The organism is Pseudoblastomonas marina, from assembly GCF_034374265.1.
In the GTDB taxonomy this organism is placed as follows: Bacteria; Pseudomonadota; Alphaproteobacteria; order Sphingomonadales; family Sphingomonadaceae; genus Alteriqipengyuania_A; species Alteriqipengyuania_A marina.
This window is the reverse complement of sequence record NZ_CP139718.1, coordinates 2418972-2434394: the sequence shown is the minus strand read 5'-3', so window position 1 is coordinate 2434394 and position 15423 is coordinate 2418972. Positions and strand designations below refer to the sequence as shown.

At 66.9% G+C, this 15423-nt stretch carries 16 protein-coding genes; 8 read left to right on the top strand and 8 right to left on the bottom strand.

The genetic code is table 11. The features are described 5' to 3' along the window. The first annotated feature begins 10 nt into the window (after positions 1-10). A complete protein-coding gene (gene rpmB, locus T8S45_RS12115; RefSeq protein WP_188642978.1) occupies positions 11-298 on the top strand; it encodes a 50S ribosomal protein L28 in 288 nt (95 codons plus the stop codon). A 79-nt stretch (positions 299-377) separates the two neighbouring features. Here the strand turns inward: rpmB and T8S45_RS12110 are convergent, their stop codons facing one another. After that, positions 378-1349, bottom strand: coding sequence for an esterase-like activity of phytase family protein (locus tag T8S45_RS12110; protein WP_322293915.1), 972 nt, complete (start codon positions 1347-1349; stop codon positions 378-380). Between the two features lie 85 nt (positions 1350-1434). Between T8S45_RS12110 and T8S45_RS12105 the strand changes: the two genes are divergently transcribed. The 3 genes from T8S45_RS12105 to T8S45_RS12095 are packed head-to-tail and all read left to right on the top strand — an operon-like array spanning position 1435 to position 4744. Next, positions 1435-2172, top strand: a complete 738-nt coding sequence (locus tag T8S45_RS12105) for a 2OG-Fe(II) oxygenase (RefSeq protein ID WP_322293914.1) — start codon at positions 1435-1437, stop codon at positions 2170-2172. Next, positions 2169-3845 carry a putative 2OG-Fe(II) oxygenase gene (locus T8S45_RS12100; protein ID WP_322293913.1) on the top strand — a complete coding sequence of 559 codons (1677 nt, stop codon included), beginning with the start codon at positions 2169-2171 and terminating at the stop codon, positions 3843-3845. The genes T8S45_RS12105 and T8S45_RS12100 overlap by 4 nt, the downstream gene beginning before the upstream one ends. Further along, positions 3842-4744, top strand: coding sequence for a class I SAM-dependent methyltransferase (locus T8S45_RS12095; protein ID WP_322293912.1), 903 nt, complete (start codon positions 3842-3844; stop codon positions 4742-4744). Before T8S45_RS12100 ends, T8S45_RS12095 begins: the two co-directional genes overlap by 4 nt. 116 nt (positions 4745-4860) lie before the next feature. Here T8S45_RS12095 and T8S45_RS12090 read toward each other — a convergent pair whose 3' ends face one another. Continuing rightward, a complete protein-coding gene (locus tag T8S45_RS12090) occupies positions 4861-7806 on the bottom strand; it encodes a TonB-dependent receptor domain-containing protein (protein WP_322293911.1) in 2946 nt (981 codons plus the stop codon). 222 nt (positions 7807-8028) lie between these two features. Here T8S45_RS12090 and T8S45_RS12085 point away from each other — a divergent pair, with 222 nt between their 5' ends. Further along, entirely contained in the window at positions 8029-8541 is a 513-nt protein-coding gene (locus T8S45_RS12085; protein WP_322293910.1) for a hypothetical protein, read from the top strand. Between the two features lie 18 nt (positions 8542-8559). Here T8S45_RS12085 and T8S45_RS12080 read toward each other — a convergent pair whose 3' ends face one another. The 3 genes from T8S45_RS12080 to xseA are packed head-to-tail and all read right to left on the bottom strand — an operon-like array spanning position 8560 to position 11169. Next, positions 8560-9468, bottom strand: a complete 909-nt coding sequence (locus T8S45_RS12080) for a M23 family metallopeptidase (protein ID WP_322293909.1) — start codon at positions 9466-9468, stop codon at positions 8560-8562. Then, complete coding sequence (locus tag T8S45_RS12075; RefSeq protein WP_188642970.1) at positions 9465-9671, bottom strand: DUF2093 domain-containing protein; 207 nt, start codon at positions 9669-9671, stop codon at positions 9465-9467. Before T8S45_RS12075 ends, T8S45_RS12080 begins: the two co-directional genes overlap by 4 nt. 25 nt (positions 9672-9696) lie before the next feature. Continuing rightward, positions 9697-11169 (bottom strand): exodeoxyribonuclease VII large subunit, encoded by a 1473-nt coding sequence (gene xseA / locus T8S45_RS12070; RefSeq protein ID WP_322293908.1) that lies wholly within the window; start codon positions 11167-11169, stop codon positions 9697-9699. On the opposite strand from xseA, the gene purD reads away from it, so the two are divergent. Further along, a complete protein-coding gene (gene purD, locus T8S45_RS12065) occupies positions 11168-12451 on the top strand; it encodes a phosphoribosylamine--glycine ligase (RefSeq protein WP_322293907.1) in 1284 nt (427 codons plus the stop codon). The genes xseA and purD overlap by 2 nt on opposite strands. Positions 12452-12612: 161 nt before the next feature. Here the strand turns inward: purD and T8S45_RS12060 are convergent, their stop codons facing one another. Further along, on the bottom strand, positions 12613-13596 hold the full coding sequence (locus T8S45_RS12060) for an adenosine kinase (protein ID WP_322293906.1): 984 nt from the start codon (positions 13594-13596) through the stop codon (positions 12613-12615). A gap of 104 nt (positions 13597-13700) precedes the next feature. On the opposite strand from T8S45_RS12060, the gene T8S45_RS12055 reads away from it, so the two are divergent. Further along, positions 13701-14381 carry an EI24 domain-containing protein gene (locus T8S45_RS12055; RefSeq protein ID WP_322295233.1) on the top strand — a complete coding sequence of 227 codons (681 nt, stop codon included), beginning with the start codon at positions 13701-13703 and terminating at the stop codon, positions 14379-14381. Beyond that, complete coding sequence (locus tag T8S45_RS12050; protein ID WP_322293905.1) at positions 14378-14764, top strand: hypothetical protein; 387 nt, start codon at positions 14378-14380, stop codon at positions 14762-14764. The genes T8S45_RS12055 and T8S45_RS12050 overlap by 4 nt, the downstream gene beginning before the upstream one ends. Here the strand turns inward: T8S45_RS12050 and T8S45_RS12045 are convergent. Together T8S45_RS12045 and T8S45_RS12040 are read right to left on the bottom strand one after the other, a co-directional pair. Next, positions 14761-14991 carry a hypothetical protein gene (locus T8S45_RS12045; RefSeq protein WP_322293904.1) on the bottom strand — a complete coding sequence of 77 codons (231 nt, stop codon included), beginning with the start codon at positions 14989-14991 and terminating at the stop codon, positions 14761-14763. The two genes, T8S45_RS12050 and T8S45_RS12045, sit on opposite strands and share 4 nt — an antisense overlap. A 73-nt stretch (positions 14992-15064) precedes the next feature. Then, entirely contained in the window at positions 15065-15421 is a 357-nt protein-coding gene (locus T8S45_RS12040; protein ID WP_322293903.1) for a HesB/IscA family protein, read from the bottom strand. Positions 15422-15423 lie beyond the last annotated feature (2 nt).

Here is a 15423-nt window from a genome sequence, read left to right as displayed (position 1 = left end):
GAGAAGTGTCATGTCCCGCATTTGCGAGCTGACCGGCAAAGGACGCCAGGTCGGCAACAACGTGAGCCACGCCAACAACCGCACGAAGCGAGTCTTTCTGCCCAATCTGCAGAACGTCACGCTGATGTCGGAAAGCCTCGACAAGAGCTTCAAGTTCCGCGTTTCGACGCAGGGCCTGCGCTCGGTCGAACATAATGGCGGGCTCGACAACTGGCTGCTCAAGACTTCCGACGAGAAGCTGAGCGACAATGCGCGCAAGGTGAAGCGCGAAATCGCCAAGGCGAAGGCCGCGGCCTAACCTTTCCCTCCGGTAGATCCGGTTGCAGAAGCCGCCTCCCGCGAGGGAGCGCGGCTTCTTCGCGTGCGCCGAACCTGATTCAGTCGGACAATCTGCCGGGATCGAGGGTGAGGTGCGCGAGCCAGCTCGCCTGGAAGTGCGAATCGTTGTCGTCGGACACCAGCCAGATATCCCAGCGATGGCCCGCTCCGCGCACCGCAATCCCCTCGTAATTGTCGCGCGGCAGGATCGCCGACAGGTCGATCGGTGCCGAGAGGCGCGCCGTTCCGTCGGCGAGGTCGTCCGGATCGAGCCATGCCAGCCGGCTGTGGAACTCGAACGGCCAGGCAAAACCCAGTCGGCGCAGCAGGACAAGGATTCGCCCGTCGGGTGCGGTCGCTGCATCGACCGGGTGGTAACCGTCCGCGCCCGTGATCGCGATCGTACGCGATTCGGAATTCTCGGTGGGATCGCCCTCGAACAACGCGCCGACCAGTGGATCGGTCTCGCCGACCACGACCTTGCCTTCGCGGAGGGCGAGGAACCGGCCGTCGGCGAGCCGCGCCAGCGATTCGGGACCGCTATTGGCCGGCCAGCCCGCGATCGCCTGCGGGGTGGCCATGCGCTCGATCTTGCGCCCGGGGCCGAGCCGCACGATCGCGTTGCGGTTCTCCAGCGCGAGCCACGTGCGGTCGCCGAACGATGTCGCCGCTTCGATATCCCGGCCCGACTTTCGCGCAGTGTCTTCCCCAATCCGGCGGAGCGGGATCCGCATCGTCGCATCGCCTTTGCGCGGCATTGGCAGTTCGAGCGCCGTCCCGTAATCGCTGAACAGGAGCAGCCCTCGGTCATCGCGCATGGCGAGCGCGGAGAAACCTCCGAAGGAGAATTGCGGCGAGCGCATCTGCCAGACGCCCTCGACCGCGACCCCGCGCTGCGCCTCGCGCTCGAAATGGGGAAATGCGATCAGCTCGACAACGGGTTCGATGTCCTCGGGCGGCGGCTCGGTGCGCGACCAGACGGTGACCCACCCCAGCAGCAGAAGCAGGAGAGCCAAGGTTTTCCGCACCATCGCGCCTGCGCCTTCCTTCCCGCCTTGCCGCCCGCCTCGGCGATGGACTAGGACCTCGGGCGAATACCCGCAACGGACTTCCCGCATGGCCAAGGCACTTTTCGAACTCAATCCCGGCATCGATCGCGGGGCCGCGGCAGAGCGCTTCGCGCGGGACACGAGGGTTCAGATCCGCGACGTGTTGACCGACGAAACCGCGCGCGAGATCCGCTCGATCCTCGCCCAGGCGACGCCGTGGGGAATGGGCTGGCAGGCGGGGATCGACGGCGAACCACAGGGTGCCCGGCGCGAGCAGTTGCAGGACAATACCGCGCAGCCGATCCTCCGCGAGATCGCCGAAAGCACCCACAGGGCCGCGATGCAGGGCGACTACGCCTTTCGCTACGGCCGCTACCCGATGGTCGACGCATACAGGGAAAAATGGGCCGAGGGCGGTCCGCACGACCTGCTGGTCGAATATCTCAACACGCCCGAAACGCTCGAGCTCGTGCGCGAGGTCACCGGGATCCCCGAACTGGTCAAGGCCGATGCGCAAGCCACGCTGTTCGCCCCGGGGCATTTCCTCGGCCGCCATATCGACAGCCATGTCGAAGACGGCTGGCAGGTAGCCTACGTCCTCAATTTCGCGCCCGGCGACTGGCACCCCGACTGGGGCGGATACCTCAATTTCCTCGACGAGGACGGCGATATCGTCGCCGGCTATCGCCCGCGGTTCAACACGCTCAACATGTTCAAAGTGCCGCAACCGCACCTGGTGAGCTTCGTCCCGCCCTTCGCCCCGGCCGGGCGCTTCGCTATCACCGGGTGGTTCCGAGACAAATGAGCCAGGCCGCGCAACTGCACCAGCAGGCGCTGGCGGCCGAGAAGGCGGGCGACGGTGCCCGGGCGCAGGCGCTGTATGCCCGTGCGATCGATGCAGATCCGGAGGATGCCGGCCTCGTCAATTCGGTGGGGGTCGCGCATTTGCGGATGGCAGAACCCGCGCGCGCTGCGGAGCTGTTTGCGAAGGCCCGGGAGCTCGATCCTGCCGCACTCGACTACGCGATCAACCTTGCCATCGCCTTGGGCCGGGTGGGGCGGCATCGCGAGGCGGCGATGATGTTGGCCGGGGCGGAGGACATCGGTCGCGACGAGCCCCGCTACTGGTCGGCGCGCGGCAACGCCGAGCGGCAGTGCTATGAATTCGCCGCAGCGCAGGCGAGCTACGACGAGGTCCTGCAACGCGATCCGGGGCATGTCCGCGCGCTCCACGGGCGAGCGCGTGTCGCACTCGAGCGCGGGCAGGTCGATACGCTCGAACGGATCGAGCGGGCAATCTCGGCTGCACCCGGGGATGCCGGTTTGTGGCAGGCGAAGGCGCTGGCGCTCGATGTCGCCGGGCGAAATGACGAGGCCGTCGCGCTTATGCGCCAGGTCATCGCCCAGGCACCGCACTGGATCGAGGGGCTTGAGACGCTCGCCCAATTGCGCCTGGCCGGAGGCGACACGGACTTTGCGAGCCATTTCGCCGATGCGACGAAGCAAGCCGATCCTCCCGACGCGATCTACCTCGCCTGGGCGAAGACACTGGGCGGGCTCGATTTCTTCGCCGAAGCGGTAGAGATCGCTGCTCGGGCCCGGAATGCCGCACATCAGACGGAGGTCTTCGCGCTGCTCGAAGCGGTCTATGCGGGCATGGCGGGGGACGCCGAACGAGCCGAGCGCATCTTCGCGCAATTTCGCCGCGATACGCGCGACTGGGTGGAGCACGGTGCGCGGCACGATATCCGGATGGGCCGGATCGAACAGGCTGAAGCGGCGCTCGGCGGACTGATCGAAGCGGGCGGCCCTGCGGTCAATCTGTGGGCGCTGCGCGACGTCTGCTGGCGCCTGGTCGATGACCCGCGCCACGAATGGCTGCACGGACGCGAAGAGCTGGTGCGACCGGTGGCTCTGGCCGACCAAGGCGTGTTGGACGAGGCGACCGACTTCCTGCGCGAGCTTCATCGCGGCTCCGCCCTGCCACTCGGCCAGTCGGTGCGTGGCGGCACCCAGACCCGCGGCCGGCTGTTCCAGCGAGAAGAGCCGGTGCTTGCACGGCTGCGCGCGGCGATCGTCGCCACGCTCGAGGCCTATCGCGAGGAATTGCCGGAGCGCGATGACGCGCACCCTGTGCTGCGTTATCGCGACGAGCCCTGGCGGATCACGCATTCCTGGTCGGTGCGCCTGCCGGGCGCTGGCTTCCACACCAGCCATATCCATCCGCTCGGGGTGCTGTCCTCGGCGCTCTACCTCGTCGTTCCGCCGACGGTCGATGACGAGGATTGTCCGGGCCATCTCGAGATCGGACGGCCGCCGCCTGACCTGCGCACGGAACTCGAGCCCTTGCGGGTGATCAAGCCCGAGCGCGGCAAGCTCGCACTGTTCCCGAGTACCTTGTACCACGGGACCCGGAATTTTGCCGAAGGGGAGAGAATGACGGTGGCTTTCGATGTGAGCGCGGGGGATGTCGGTTGAACCGCGAGCAGGAAGCCAAGGCATGGAGCGCCTTCTGGGCGGGTGAGCGCCGCAAGGGCGGGGGCTGCCTGCCCGATGCGTGGCAGGGCATCGACCGGGTCCAGGCCGAAGCCTGGCGCCGCTTTGCCGATGGCCTTCCGGACAAGGCACGGATCCTTGATCTGGGCACCGGCGATGCGCGCGTGCTCGCGACGCTCAAGGCGGTGTCGCCGCGTTTCAGGTTGCAGGGCGTCGACCTTGCGCCCGAGCTGCCCGATCCACCTCAGGGCATCCGGACCCGTGGCGGGGTCGCGATGGAAGACCTGCCCTTTGACGACGACAGTTTCGATGCGGTCACCGCCCAGTTCGCGTTCGAATATGGCGATCCGGCGCGGGTCGCGGCCGAGATCGCGCGTGTGCTCGCACCGGGTGGCAAGGTCGGCCTGATCACCCATCGCGGCGACGGGCCGATCCTTGCGCACAATATCGCCCGGCGCGATGCGATCCGCTGGGCGATCGACGAGCAGGAGCTGGTCGAGAAGGGCAAGAAGAGCCTCGCATTGCGAGCGTTGGGACAGGTCGGCGTGCCGCCCGCCCTCACCGCAGCACCGGGCGAAGGCGCGCGCAAGTTCGGGCCACGATCGGCGGCGTGGGAAATCGCCGAAGCGGTCCGCCAGACGCTCGCCATGGGCGCGCGCGACCACCCCGCCAATGTCAGCGCCACGCTCGACCGGATCGCGGCGCAGGCGCGCAACGAGGTCGGGCGGATCGACTCGCTCGAGGCTGCCTGTCATGCGGCCGACGATGCCGCGCTGATGGAACGGGCCTTTGCGGAGGCCGGGCTGGTGCAACGCGACGTCGAGGAACTGACCGAACCCGGGCGCCCGCCCTTCGGACATTTCCGCATCCTCACGCGCTGATCGCGGTCCCTCGCACTAGCCGCCAGCGGCGGAATTCATGGCAGACAAAAGAAATGGGCGGCGAGCCAAAGCTCGCCGCCCCTTCGTTTGACCGTTCTTCGGTCGGTCGATGCAGATCAGAACTGCATGCGAGCCGAGATGAAGAAGTCCCGGCCGAGCACGTCGTAGGTGCTCGGATAGGTGTTGGCCTGTTCCTGGTTGTCGCCGAGCAGCAGGCTGTTCGGACGATTGTCGACAATGATGCCATTGAACGTCGGGGTCCCCGGCAGCTTGTCGAACAGGTTGTTGACGCCGGCCGAAAGCGTGAAGCTCTCGGTGATGTCGAACGCGAACGACAGGTCGAAGTAGTCGACGGCTTCGATGGTTTCGATACCGTTGAACGCGGCGTAGTCGATCGACGGATCATCGTCGGTGACTTCGCCGATGTGACGCCAGCGGAGGCTGATCGTCGCCGGACCGTCGATGTACGACATACGCGAGGTCCACTTCCATTCCGGAGTCGGCTCGCCGCACTGCGACGTACCGAACTTGCCCGCACACTCGTTCACTTCATCCGGAAGCGCATCGACCGGGGTGAAGTTCGACTTGATCGTGTACGTACCGAGGAAGAAGAAGTTCAGGCGAGCATCTTCTTCGGCGCTGAAGATCGAGAACGGAACCGGGGTGCCGTAATCGACCTGGAAGTCGACACCTTCCACTTCGAACAGCGAGGCGTTGGCCAGGCTGACGAGCGGCGGATCGGCGACCGTGATCGAACCGTTCGGGGCACGCTTGCCGACGAACGGCTGGCAGAACGGGCTGTTGATGTCCTGGATCACACGATAGCAGAGGTTGATCGTGTTGGCGAAGCCGCCGCCGAGCGTGGCGATCGCGTCTTCGATCTTGATGTTGTACCAGTCCACCGTGACGTTCAGGCCCGGGGCGAAGCTCGGGCTCAAGACGACACCGGCCGTCCAGCTGTCCGAGACTTCTTCCGAGAGATCGGGGTTACCACCGCCGAGCGCCGGGATCTGGGTGTTCAGCTGGATGCCGGGGTCACCGACGCTGCCAGCAGGGACACCGGTCGCCTGGCACAGGGCCACGGCCGTCGCATCACCAAGGATCGCCGGATCGGCACAGGGATCCTGCGCGCCCGGGAAGTTGATGAACTGACCACCGAACAGCTCGCCGATATTCGGCGCACGAACCGCACGCTGATACTGGCCGCGGAACGTCACGTCGTCGATCGGCGAGAACGTCACGCCGCCGGCATAGGCCCACACGCCACCGACATTTTCGAGGCTGTAGTCCGAGTAACGAGCAGCGCCCGTCACGTCGAGTTTGGTGCCATTGCCGTTGTCGAAGATCGGCAGGTTGAGCTCGCCGAAGAATTCGGTGACGTCGTAGCTACCTTCGGTCGGGTTACCGGCATTGAAGCCGATCACGTCGCCCGAGGACAAAGCCGTATCCGGAATGAACTGCGCGCCAACGCGGCGATATTCGGTACCCAGAGCGATGCCGAGATCGTCGGCACCCCAGCCGAGATTACCGATCGTACCAGAGATCACGCCCGAAACGACCTGCAGGGTCGAGATGTCGCCGTTCTGCGCACGGATCGAGATCTGGTCGACCATGTCGGGCGTCAGCGTGCCCGGGCCGAAGATGTTGATCGGCGAGGCAGTGCCGTCGAGGCCGGCCTGGAAGGCCGAACGCGAGATGTTGCCTTCCTGGATGTTGGCGTTCCGCGTACGCGCGTACTGGTAGTACAGGTCGTAGCTGAACGTATCCGTGAGCGGGCCGTTGACGCCGGTGACGATCCGGAACGCGTTGCGCTCGTCGAGCGAGTTACGCGCACCGGTTTCGACCGTACGACGCTGCAGGAACAGCGACAGCTGGCCGTTGTTCGGAGCCGAGGCACCGGTACCGGTTTCGGTTGCATCCAGCTGCTGCAGCTGCGCGAAGTCGGCTGCCGAAAGGAACGGCTGAATCGTCGCAAGATTTACGTTGAACGTGCCGGTGACGGGAGTCGCGGCGAGTTCCTGCTGCACGCGGTTGTTGGCGTAGCTCATTTCCGAATAGACGGTGTGGCCGTTGCCGATGTCGTATTCCGCGTGACCACCGATGAGGTACCGCTCCTGCGGGATCATCAGGTAGTTGACCGGCGCGTAGTTGTAGGTGTCGCCGGTACGGGTGCGGAATTCGCCGGGCGTGTCGTCGAACACGACGGCACGGTTGGCCGCGAATTCGGTGCCGGCGCGGTTGCCGTTGCCGAAATAGCGGATCACGCCGTTCGGGAGCGTCGACGAACCGAACTGCTGCAGCGGCTCGCCGAAGCTTTCGGCACCGAGAGCGAAGTTCGAGAACGCGCGGTCGCCCTGGAAGACGCCTTCACGGTTGTAGTATTCGCCGTAGATCGTGGCACGGCCACGACCATCGTCGAATTCGGCGCCCAGCGCGGTGAACACGTTGTAGCGCGAGCCGTCGCCGCGTTCGGTGATCGAGTACTGGCCACCAGCTTCGATGCCGTCGACATAGCGCAGCTTGAAGTTGGTAACGCCCGCGATCGCGTCCGAACCGTAAACGGCCGAGGCACCGCCGGTCACGACGTCCACACTGCCGACGAGGAAGGTCGGGATCGTGTTGATGTCGGTGATCTGGCCCGGATCGTAGAACATGTAACGACGGCCGTTGACCAGCACGAGGTTACGGTTCTGGCCGAGGCCGCGGAGGTTGAGGTCCGCGGTGCCGTTGCCGGGGTTGTTCGAGAAAGCGGTCGTGCCCGGAATGACCTGCGGCAGGGTGTTGATGACCTGCTCGGCGTTCACGGTGCCCGAGAGCTTGAATTCCTCGTCCTGCACGACCGCGATCGGCGCGGCGGTGTCGAGGTCGTTGCGCACGATGCGCGAACCGGTGATCGTCACGCGAGTGGTGGCACCTTCTTCGGCCCCTTCGCTCGTCTGGATCGCGGTTTCCTGATCGGTGGCGTCGTCGGTCGTCTGCTGCGCGAGCGCGGGAGTGGCAAGAGCCATCGCCGCAATCGCACCGCCCGAAAGGAGCGCCGCCTTGTTAAATCGATTCGACATTATTGTCCCCTTGAAGAAGCAGGCCCGGAGGCGTGCTCTATGGTCCATAGCTTTAGCCCGGGGCAAAAGACCCGGAACTGGCGCAAGCCTAACGAAAGTGGGGGGAGGCGCGCAATCGGCAGCGGCGGCGCTGGCTGCATTGCTCATAGATTGTGACTAATTTGCTACAGTGGCTTTCCGGTTGTTGCGGATATATCCTGACCCGAGACACGGAGGGATGTGATGAGGGTTTCCGGAGTACTTTACATTGCGCTGGGCGCCGCGATTGCCGGTTTTCCCGCCGCGGCTCAGGAAGATAGCCGGGATCCGCTGGCCGAGCTGCGCAAATGTAGCGGGATTGCCGAAAACGATGCGCGGCTGGCCTGTTACGACCGACAGGCGCGGCTTTTGCTGAGCGCGGAGGAAAGCGGCGAGATCGAAATCGTCGACCGCGAGAAAGCGGAGAAGGCGCGCAAGGACCTGTTCGGCTTTTCCGGTGTCAAGGTCCCGTTCTTCGACGATGGAGAGGGGGTCGAGGAGATTGAATCGACCATCACCCGGGTTGCCCGGGTCGGCCGCGACGGGTGGTTGATCACGATCGAGGACGGCAATGCCGTGTGGCGGATCACCGATCCCCCGATGCGTTTCAATGCGCCGCGTGTGGGCGACAAGGTGACGATCAAGCGCGGCGCGCTGACCAGCTATTTCATCGAGGTCCGGACGCAGCTGGGGGTCAAGGCCAAGCGCGTCGAATAGTTCGGAAGCTAGCCCGCACTACATCGGCCCGGTGAACAGGATCGGGTCGAGCCGCGCGTCGCGCCACTTGATCGACCAGTGCAGGTGCGGCCCGGTCGCCCTCCCGCTCGCCCCGATGCGACCGATCGGCTGTCCGCGCTTCACCGTCTCGCCTTCGCGCACGAGGATCGCCGAATTGTGCAGGAACGCGCTGTTGAGCCCGTTGCCGTGGTCGATGATCAGCAGGTAGCCCTCGAGGCTGAACGGTTCGGGCGTCGCGAGCACCACGACCCCGTCGGCGGGAGCGACATAGGTCGTCCCCTCGCCGCCGGCGATGTCGATCCCCGAATGATAGCTGCCCGGCTCGCCCTGGTAGATCCGCTGCGATCCGAACATGCCCGAAATCCGCCCGGTCGCCGGCCACAAGAACTCCTGCTTCCAGCCGGTCGCCCCGGTGTCCTCGGCGCGCGCGGCGACGATCCGCTTCCATTCGGGCTCGCGGATACGCCAAAAGGCATCGGTCATCCCGCCCGGGCGTCGCGCGACATTCACGCGCTCGATGTCCCAGTCGCGCGCAGTGATCGCGATGTGCCGTTCGATCCGCTTGTTCGCGAAAATCGCCACGAGCGTGTGATCGAGGTCGGCATCGCGGTCGAACGCGGCGAAGAAGCTGCCGTCATCGGCGACGCGCAGCGGCTCGCCGTCGAGCGTGACGCTGCGGACCCCGCGCGAGGCGGTCCCGCGAATGAAGCCGCCCTGCGTCAGCTGCCCCGTCACCCGCAGGCTCGGGGCCGGGTCGGTCGCCGCCGGGGTCGGCGCGGGCTTGCCCACCACCGGCGCCGAGGTGACGGTCGGCTGCGGCGGCGCTTCGGTCACGACATCGCGGTCGGCGGCGCATCCGGCAAGTAGCGACGCGCCGACGATCGAGGTGGCGAACTTGCCGATCATTCGTCGATGCCGGCGAGCCGCTGTGCCGCCACGGTCGCATTGGCGTAAGGCTCCTGCCGGTCGACACTCCAGTACCGCAATTCCTCGAGCGGGATCTGCACTGCGGTCACTGCACAGACGACATGGTCGCCGCTGCGTAGCACGCGAAATCCGTTGGGGCCGTAATGGAGCGTCGCCGCGCGACCTTTGGAACTCATCAACATGCCGCGACCCTTAACACAGCGCAGATTAACCGAACAAATCTTCTTGTCCCGCCGCCGACGGTTTCGCACGCTTCGGCCTGTGCGCGACCGGCGGCGACCGTCCCTGGGGCACCGCATCGACGATCCCGTCGGCGAATTTGAGGTGCAGCAAGTCGGCCTTGCGCGCGCCGGCAGCGCTGGTGAGCGTCGCGCCGTCGCCCGCCATCACGCGGACATAACCACGCGCCAGCGGCTTGTCGGGATGGAGCTGCTCGGCAAGCCGGGCGAGCGCGGCCAGGCTTTCGCGCCGCCGCGCCAGCGGGCCGAGCACCAGTTGCGGAGCCAGCCGTTGCGCAGCCAGCGCGTGCCGAGCCTGGCGCAGGTGCCCCTCGAGCACGGCCGGCGAGAGACGCAGGCCCGCCAGCCGCTCACGCCCGGTTCGCGCCCGGTCGACCAGCCCGCGGCGCAGCCTTTCGGCCAATTCGTCGAGCCGCTGGGCATAAGGCTGGAGCAGCGATTCGCCGTCGGGCAGTCGCTCGGTGCGCGCCGCGAGCCGTTCTTTCCCGAGATCGATCGTACGCCCCGTCGCGGCGCGCTGGCGCTGGCCGAGCTCCGAGATCCAGCCAGCCAGCTCGGCCCGCACCGGCACCGCCATTTCGGCCGCCGCCGTCGGGGTGGGCGCGCGCTTGTCGGCGGCGAAGTCGGCGAGCGTGGTGTCGGTCTCGTGCCCGACCGCGCTGATCACGGGGATCGGGCTCTCGGCGATCGCGCGCGCGACCACTTCCTCGTTGAAGCCCCACAAATCCTCGATCGACCCGCCACCGCGCGCGACGATCAGCACGTCGGGTCGCGCCAGCGCGCCGCCGGGTTCGATCGCCCCGAACCCGCGCACCGCCGCCGCGACCTGTTCGGCCGAACCCTTGCCCTGGACGATCACCGGCCAGACCATCACGTGGCTCGGGAAGCGATCGGCGAGGCGGTGGAGGATGTCGCGGATCACCGAGCCGGTGGGCGAGGTGACCACGCCGATCGTGCACGGCAATAGTGGCAGGCGCCGCTTGCGCTCGGCATCGAACAGCCCCTCGGCACCGAGCCTCTGCTTGGTCTTCTCGAGCAGCGCGAGCAGCGCGCCCTCGCCCGCGACCTCCATCCGCTCGATCACGATCTGGTAGTTCGAGCGCCCTGGATAGGTCGTCAGCTTGCCGCTCGCGACCACTTCGAGTCCGTCCTCGGGCTGGAAGGCGAGCCGGTCGACGCTGCCGCGCCACATCACCGCATCGATCCGCGCCTTGTCGTCCTTGAGGCTGGCGTAGAGATGCCCCGACGCCGCCCGCTTTACCCCCGACAGCTCGCCGCGAATGCGGACGAACCCGAACCGGTCCTCGACCGTGCGCTTCAGCTGGGCGGAAATCTCGCTGACCGAAAACGGCTCGGCGTTGTCGCCCGCGCGAGCGCTCGCTACGAGGCCGGGAGCGTTACTGTTGTCTTCAGTGTCATCGAAAGGCGGATTTGCGGGCATGAATATCCTTCTACTCGGATCGGGCGGGCGCGAGCATGCGCTGGCGTGGAAGCTGATGCAATCGCCGCGTTGCGACAATCTCCAGGCCGCTCCCGGCAATCCGGGGATGGAGGACGACGGCGCACAATCGGTCGCACTCGACGTCGGCGACCATGCTGCCGTGATCGCACATTGCCGCGATAACGACATCGCGCTCGTGGTGATCGGGCCCGAGGCCCCGCTGGTCGACGGACTTGCCGACAGCCTGCGCGAAGCGGGCATCCCCGTATTCGGCCCCTCGGCCGAAGCCGCCCAGCTCGAAGGCAGCAAGGCCTTCACCAAGCGGCTGTGCGGCGAGGCGGATATTCCCACCGCCGGCTACGCCCACACCACCTCGCTCGACGAGGCGCGCACCGCGCTCGACCGCTTCGAACCGCCCTACGTACTCAAGGCCGATGGCCTCGCGGCGGGCAAGGGCGTGGTGATCGCCGCCAACCGCGCCGAGGCCGACAGCGCGCTCGCCGACATGTTCGGCGGGAGGTTCGGCGAGGCCGGCGCCGAAGTCGTGATCGAGGAATTCCTGACCGGCGAGGAAGCGAGCTTCTTTGCGCTGGCCGACGGCGAAACCGTCCGCGCCTTCGGCACCGCGCAGGACCACAAGCGCGTCGGCGATGGCGATACCGGCCCCAATACCGGGGGAATGGGCGCCTACAGTCCCGCCTCGATCCTGACCCTCGATCTCCAGCGCGAGGTGATGGAGCGGATCGTCGAACCGACGGTCGCCACGATGAAAGCGCGCGGCACACCGTTTTCGGGCGTGCTCTATGCAGGCCTCATGCTGACCAGCGAGGGTCCCAAGCTGATCGAATACAACGTCCGCTTCGGCGATCCCGAGTGCCAGGTGCTGATGGCGCGGCTCGACGAGGACCTCGTCGAGCTGATGCTCGCCTGCGCCAACGGCACGCTCTCGGAGGTGGACGAAATCGCGATGAAGAAATCCGCCGCACTGACCGTGGTGATGGCGGCGCCGGGATATCCCGGCACGCCCGAAAAGGGCGGCACGATCTGCAAGGTCGGCGCGGCCGAGCAGACGGGCGCGAAAATCTTTCACGCGGGCACGAAGCGCAACGAGGACGGACAGCTGGTCGCGAATGGTGGCCGGGTGCTAAACGTCACCGCGCTCGCCGACAGCGTCACCACCGCGCGCAACCTCGCCTACGAGGCGATCATGAGCCTCGATTTCGATACCGGCTTCTGCCGCACCGATATCGGCTGGCGCGAACTCGAGCGGGAGCGGGGGTGAGTTATTTGTTTGATCCCTCAAACGCCGGCCGCCGGCCATCCGGCCCGCTTTGCTTCGCGGCATAAGCCGCGGAGACAGCCGGCCCGGACCTGCCCCGTAGCGTAGCGAAGGGAATAGCAGGGAGGACGCGCGCCCGGATGGGTGCGCGAGAAACGAAGACTCTACCCCACCAGGTCCTGCAAGTCCGCCTCGGGCCGCGCGCCGTAGTGCGAGATGATTTCGGCGGCGCAGATCGCGCCCATTTCCAGGCAGCGCTCGAGGCTCTCGCCGCGCACGTGGCCGGTGAGGAACCCGGCGGCGAAGAGGTCGCCTGCCCCGGTGGTGTCGACCACCTCTTCGACCGGGGCCGCGGGCACTTCGGCGCGGGTGCCGTGGGCGATGGCGACCGCGCCCTTTTCGCTGCGGGTCGCAACGAGGATCGGCAGCTTGCCGTCGAGCGCCTTGAGGCCCGCTTCGAAATCGTCCTCGCCGGTCAGCGTGGCGAGCTCGCTCTCGTTGACGAACATGATGTCGACCAGGCCGTCTTCGATCAGCGCGCGGAAATCGTCACCATGGCGATCGATCACGAAGCTTTCCGACGCGGTGAAGGCGACCTTGCGGCCTGCCGCCCGCGCGACCTCGATCGCGCGACGCATGGCGCGGCGCGGTTCTTCGGGATCCCACAGATAGCCTTCGAGATAGAGCACGCCCGCACTCGCGATCAGGTCCTCGTCGAGCGCTTCCTTTGGCAGGTAAGTGCTCGCGCCGAGGAAGGTGTTCATCGTGCGCTCGCCATCGGGGGTGACGAAGATCAGGCAACGCCCGGTGGCCGGGTCGCCCTCGCGCGCGGGCGTGTCGTAATCGATGCCGACGGCGCGGATATCGTGGCTGAAGACATCGCCGAGCTGGTCCTTCGCGACCTGGCCGATGAACGCGCATTGTGCGCCGAGCGCGGCCATGCCGGCCAGCGTGTTCGCCGCCGAGCCGCCCGAGATTTCGCGTGCCGGTCCCATCGCGTCGTAGAGCATGGCGGCCCCCTCGTCGTCGACCAGCGTCATCCCGCCCTTGTTCAATTGGAGTTCGTCGATCAGCTCGTCGGAGCACGGGGCCATCACGTCGACGATGGCATTGCCGATCGCGATCACGTCGTAGCGGGGTTCGGTCATGAAAAATCCTGTAGGGCGTAAATGGTGTGGGGGCGCGCCTAACGGTTCGTCCGCGCCCTGCCAAGCGTTGACAGCGGGCAGGTAGCGCCCGATTCGTGCTGGCGATGTTGCGTGCACTCGCCCTTGCCGTCCGCCAGCTCGCCGACCGGCGGGTCCTCGCCCTGTTGCTCAAGAGCGTGGGGCTGGCGCTGGTCGCCTTCATCGTGCTCGGCACCGCGGGCTGGATCGCGCTCGACTGGGGCTTGGGCGCGGCAGGCCTGCAGGACGGGGCCTTCGCCGGGGCGCAGGGCGTGCGCGGGGCGCTGTCGGTGCTCGGCGTGGTGATCGGCGCATGGCTGCTGTGGCGGATCGTCGCGATGGCGGCACTGCAGTTCTTTGCCGACGACGTGGTCAAGGCGGTCGAAGCGAAATTCTATCCCGACCGCGCCGCGCAGGCCCGGGATCTCGGTTTCGCGCGCGAGACGCGGCGCGGGCTCGAGGGGGCGGGCCGCGCGCTGCTGTTCAACCTCGTCGCGCTGCCCTTCGCGCTCGTCCTGCTGGTGACGGGAGTCGGCGCGGCAGCGGTATTCTGGCTGGTCAACGCCCTGCTGCTGGGGCGCGAGCTGATGGAGATGGTCGCCGCGCGGCACGAGGTCGAACTTGGGCCCAAGCCGCTCGGTGGCGGCGAGCGCTTCGTCATGGGCGGGATCGTCGCGGCACTGTTTGCGGTGCCGGGCGTAAACTTCCTGGCTCCCTTCCTGGGGGCCGCGATGGCGACCCATCTCGTACACGGGAAGGCACGATGAGATTCCACGCCGCCCTGCTCCTTGCGCTGGCCCTCGCCGGGTGTGCCGGCGGCTCGGCTCCGCCGAGGATCCCGCCGCAACCGGTCACCCGCAGCGCGACTCCGCCGACTCCCTCGGCCCCGCCCCGGATGACAGGGCGCGGGCTGGAAGGGGTGGTCGACGCCACCGCCGCGCAACTTGTGGCCCGCTTCGGCCAGCCGCGCATCGACCTTTCCGAAGGCGATGCGCGCAAGCTGCAATTCGCCGGGCAGGCCTGCCTGCTCGATGTCTATCTCTACACGCTGGAAGGGGGCGGCGAACGGCGCGCGACCTGGGTCGATGCGCGCAATACCGCGGGTGAATCGGTCGATCCCGCCGGCTGCATCGCGGCGCTCGGTCGTTAGTCGTCGAAATCGAGCGGCGCTTCAGCCCCGCCTTGTTGGGGAGGCGGTCCCTTGGGCGGCACGGCGGGCACCGCAAGACCAGCTTCGGGCGGCTTGCGGCGAAGTTGCCTGAGGATCTTCTGCAGATGAACCTGCTCGGCTTTCAACCCGATGCGGTCCTGTTGTCCGGGAAAGCTCATCAGCCGCATCTTGATCTTTTCGAGCTCAAGCTCGATCAGTTCGATCACACCGTGCGTCGCGCGGACATCGCGCGGATTGCCGCCAAGCTTGTGAGGGCGAAAGGGCGTGGGCATGCGCGCCCTATACCATGAAACTTTCGCCGCACCCACACGCGCCCTTGGCGTTGGGATTCTCGAACACGAAACCGGCGGTGAAATCGTCCTCGACCCAGTCCATCGTGCTGCCGACGAGGTAGAGCACGCTCGCCCCGTCGATGTAGAAGGTGCCGCCCGGGGTCTCGATCTTCTCGTCGAAGCCCTGCTCCTCGGTCACGTAGTCGACCGAGTAGGCGAGGCCCGAACAGCCGCGGCGCGGGGTCGAGAGCTTGACCCCGATCGCGTCTTCGGGCGCCTTCGCCATCAGCTCGGCGACGCGCTGTTCGGCGGCAAGCGTCAGGATGACGGCGGCAGGGCGGGTACGGGTTTTCGTGTCGGTCATGA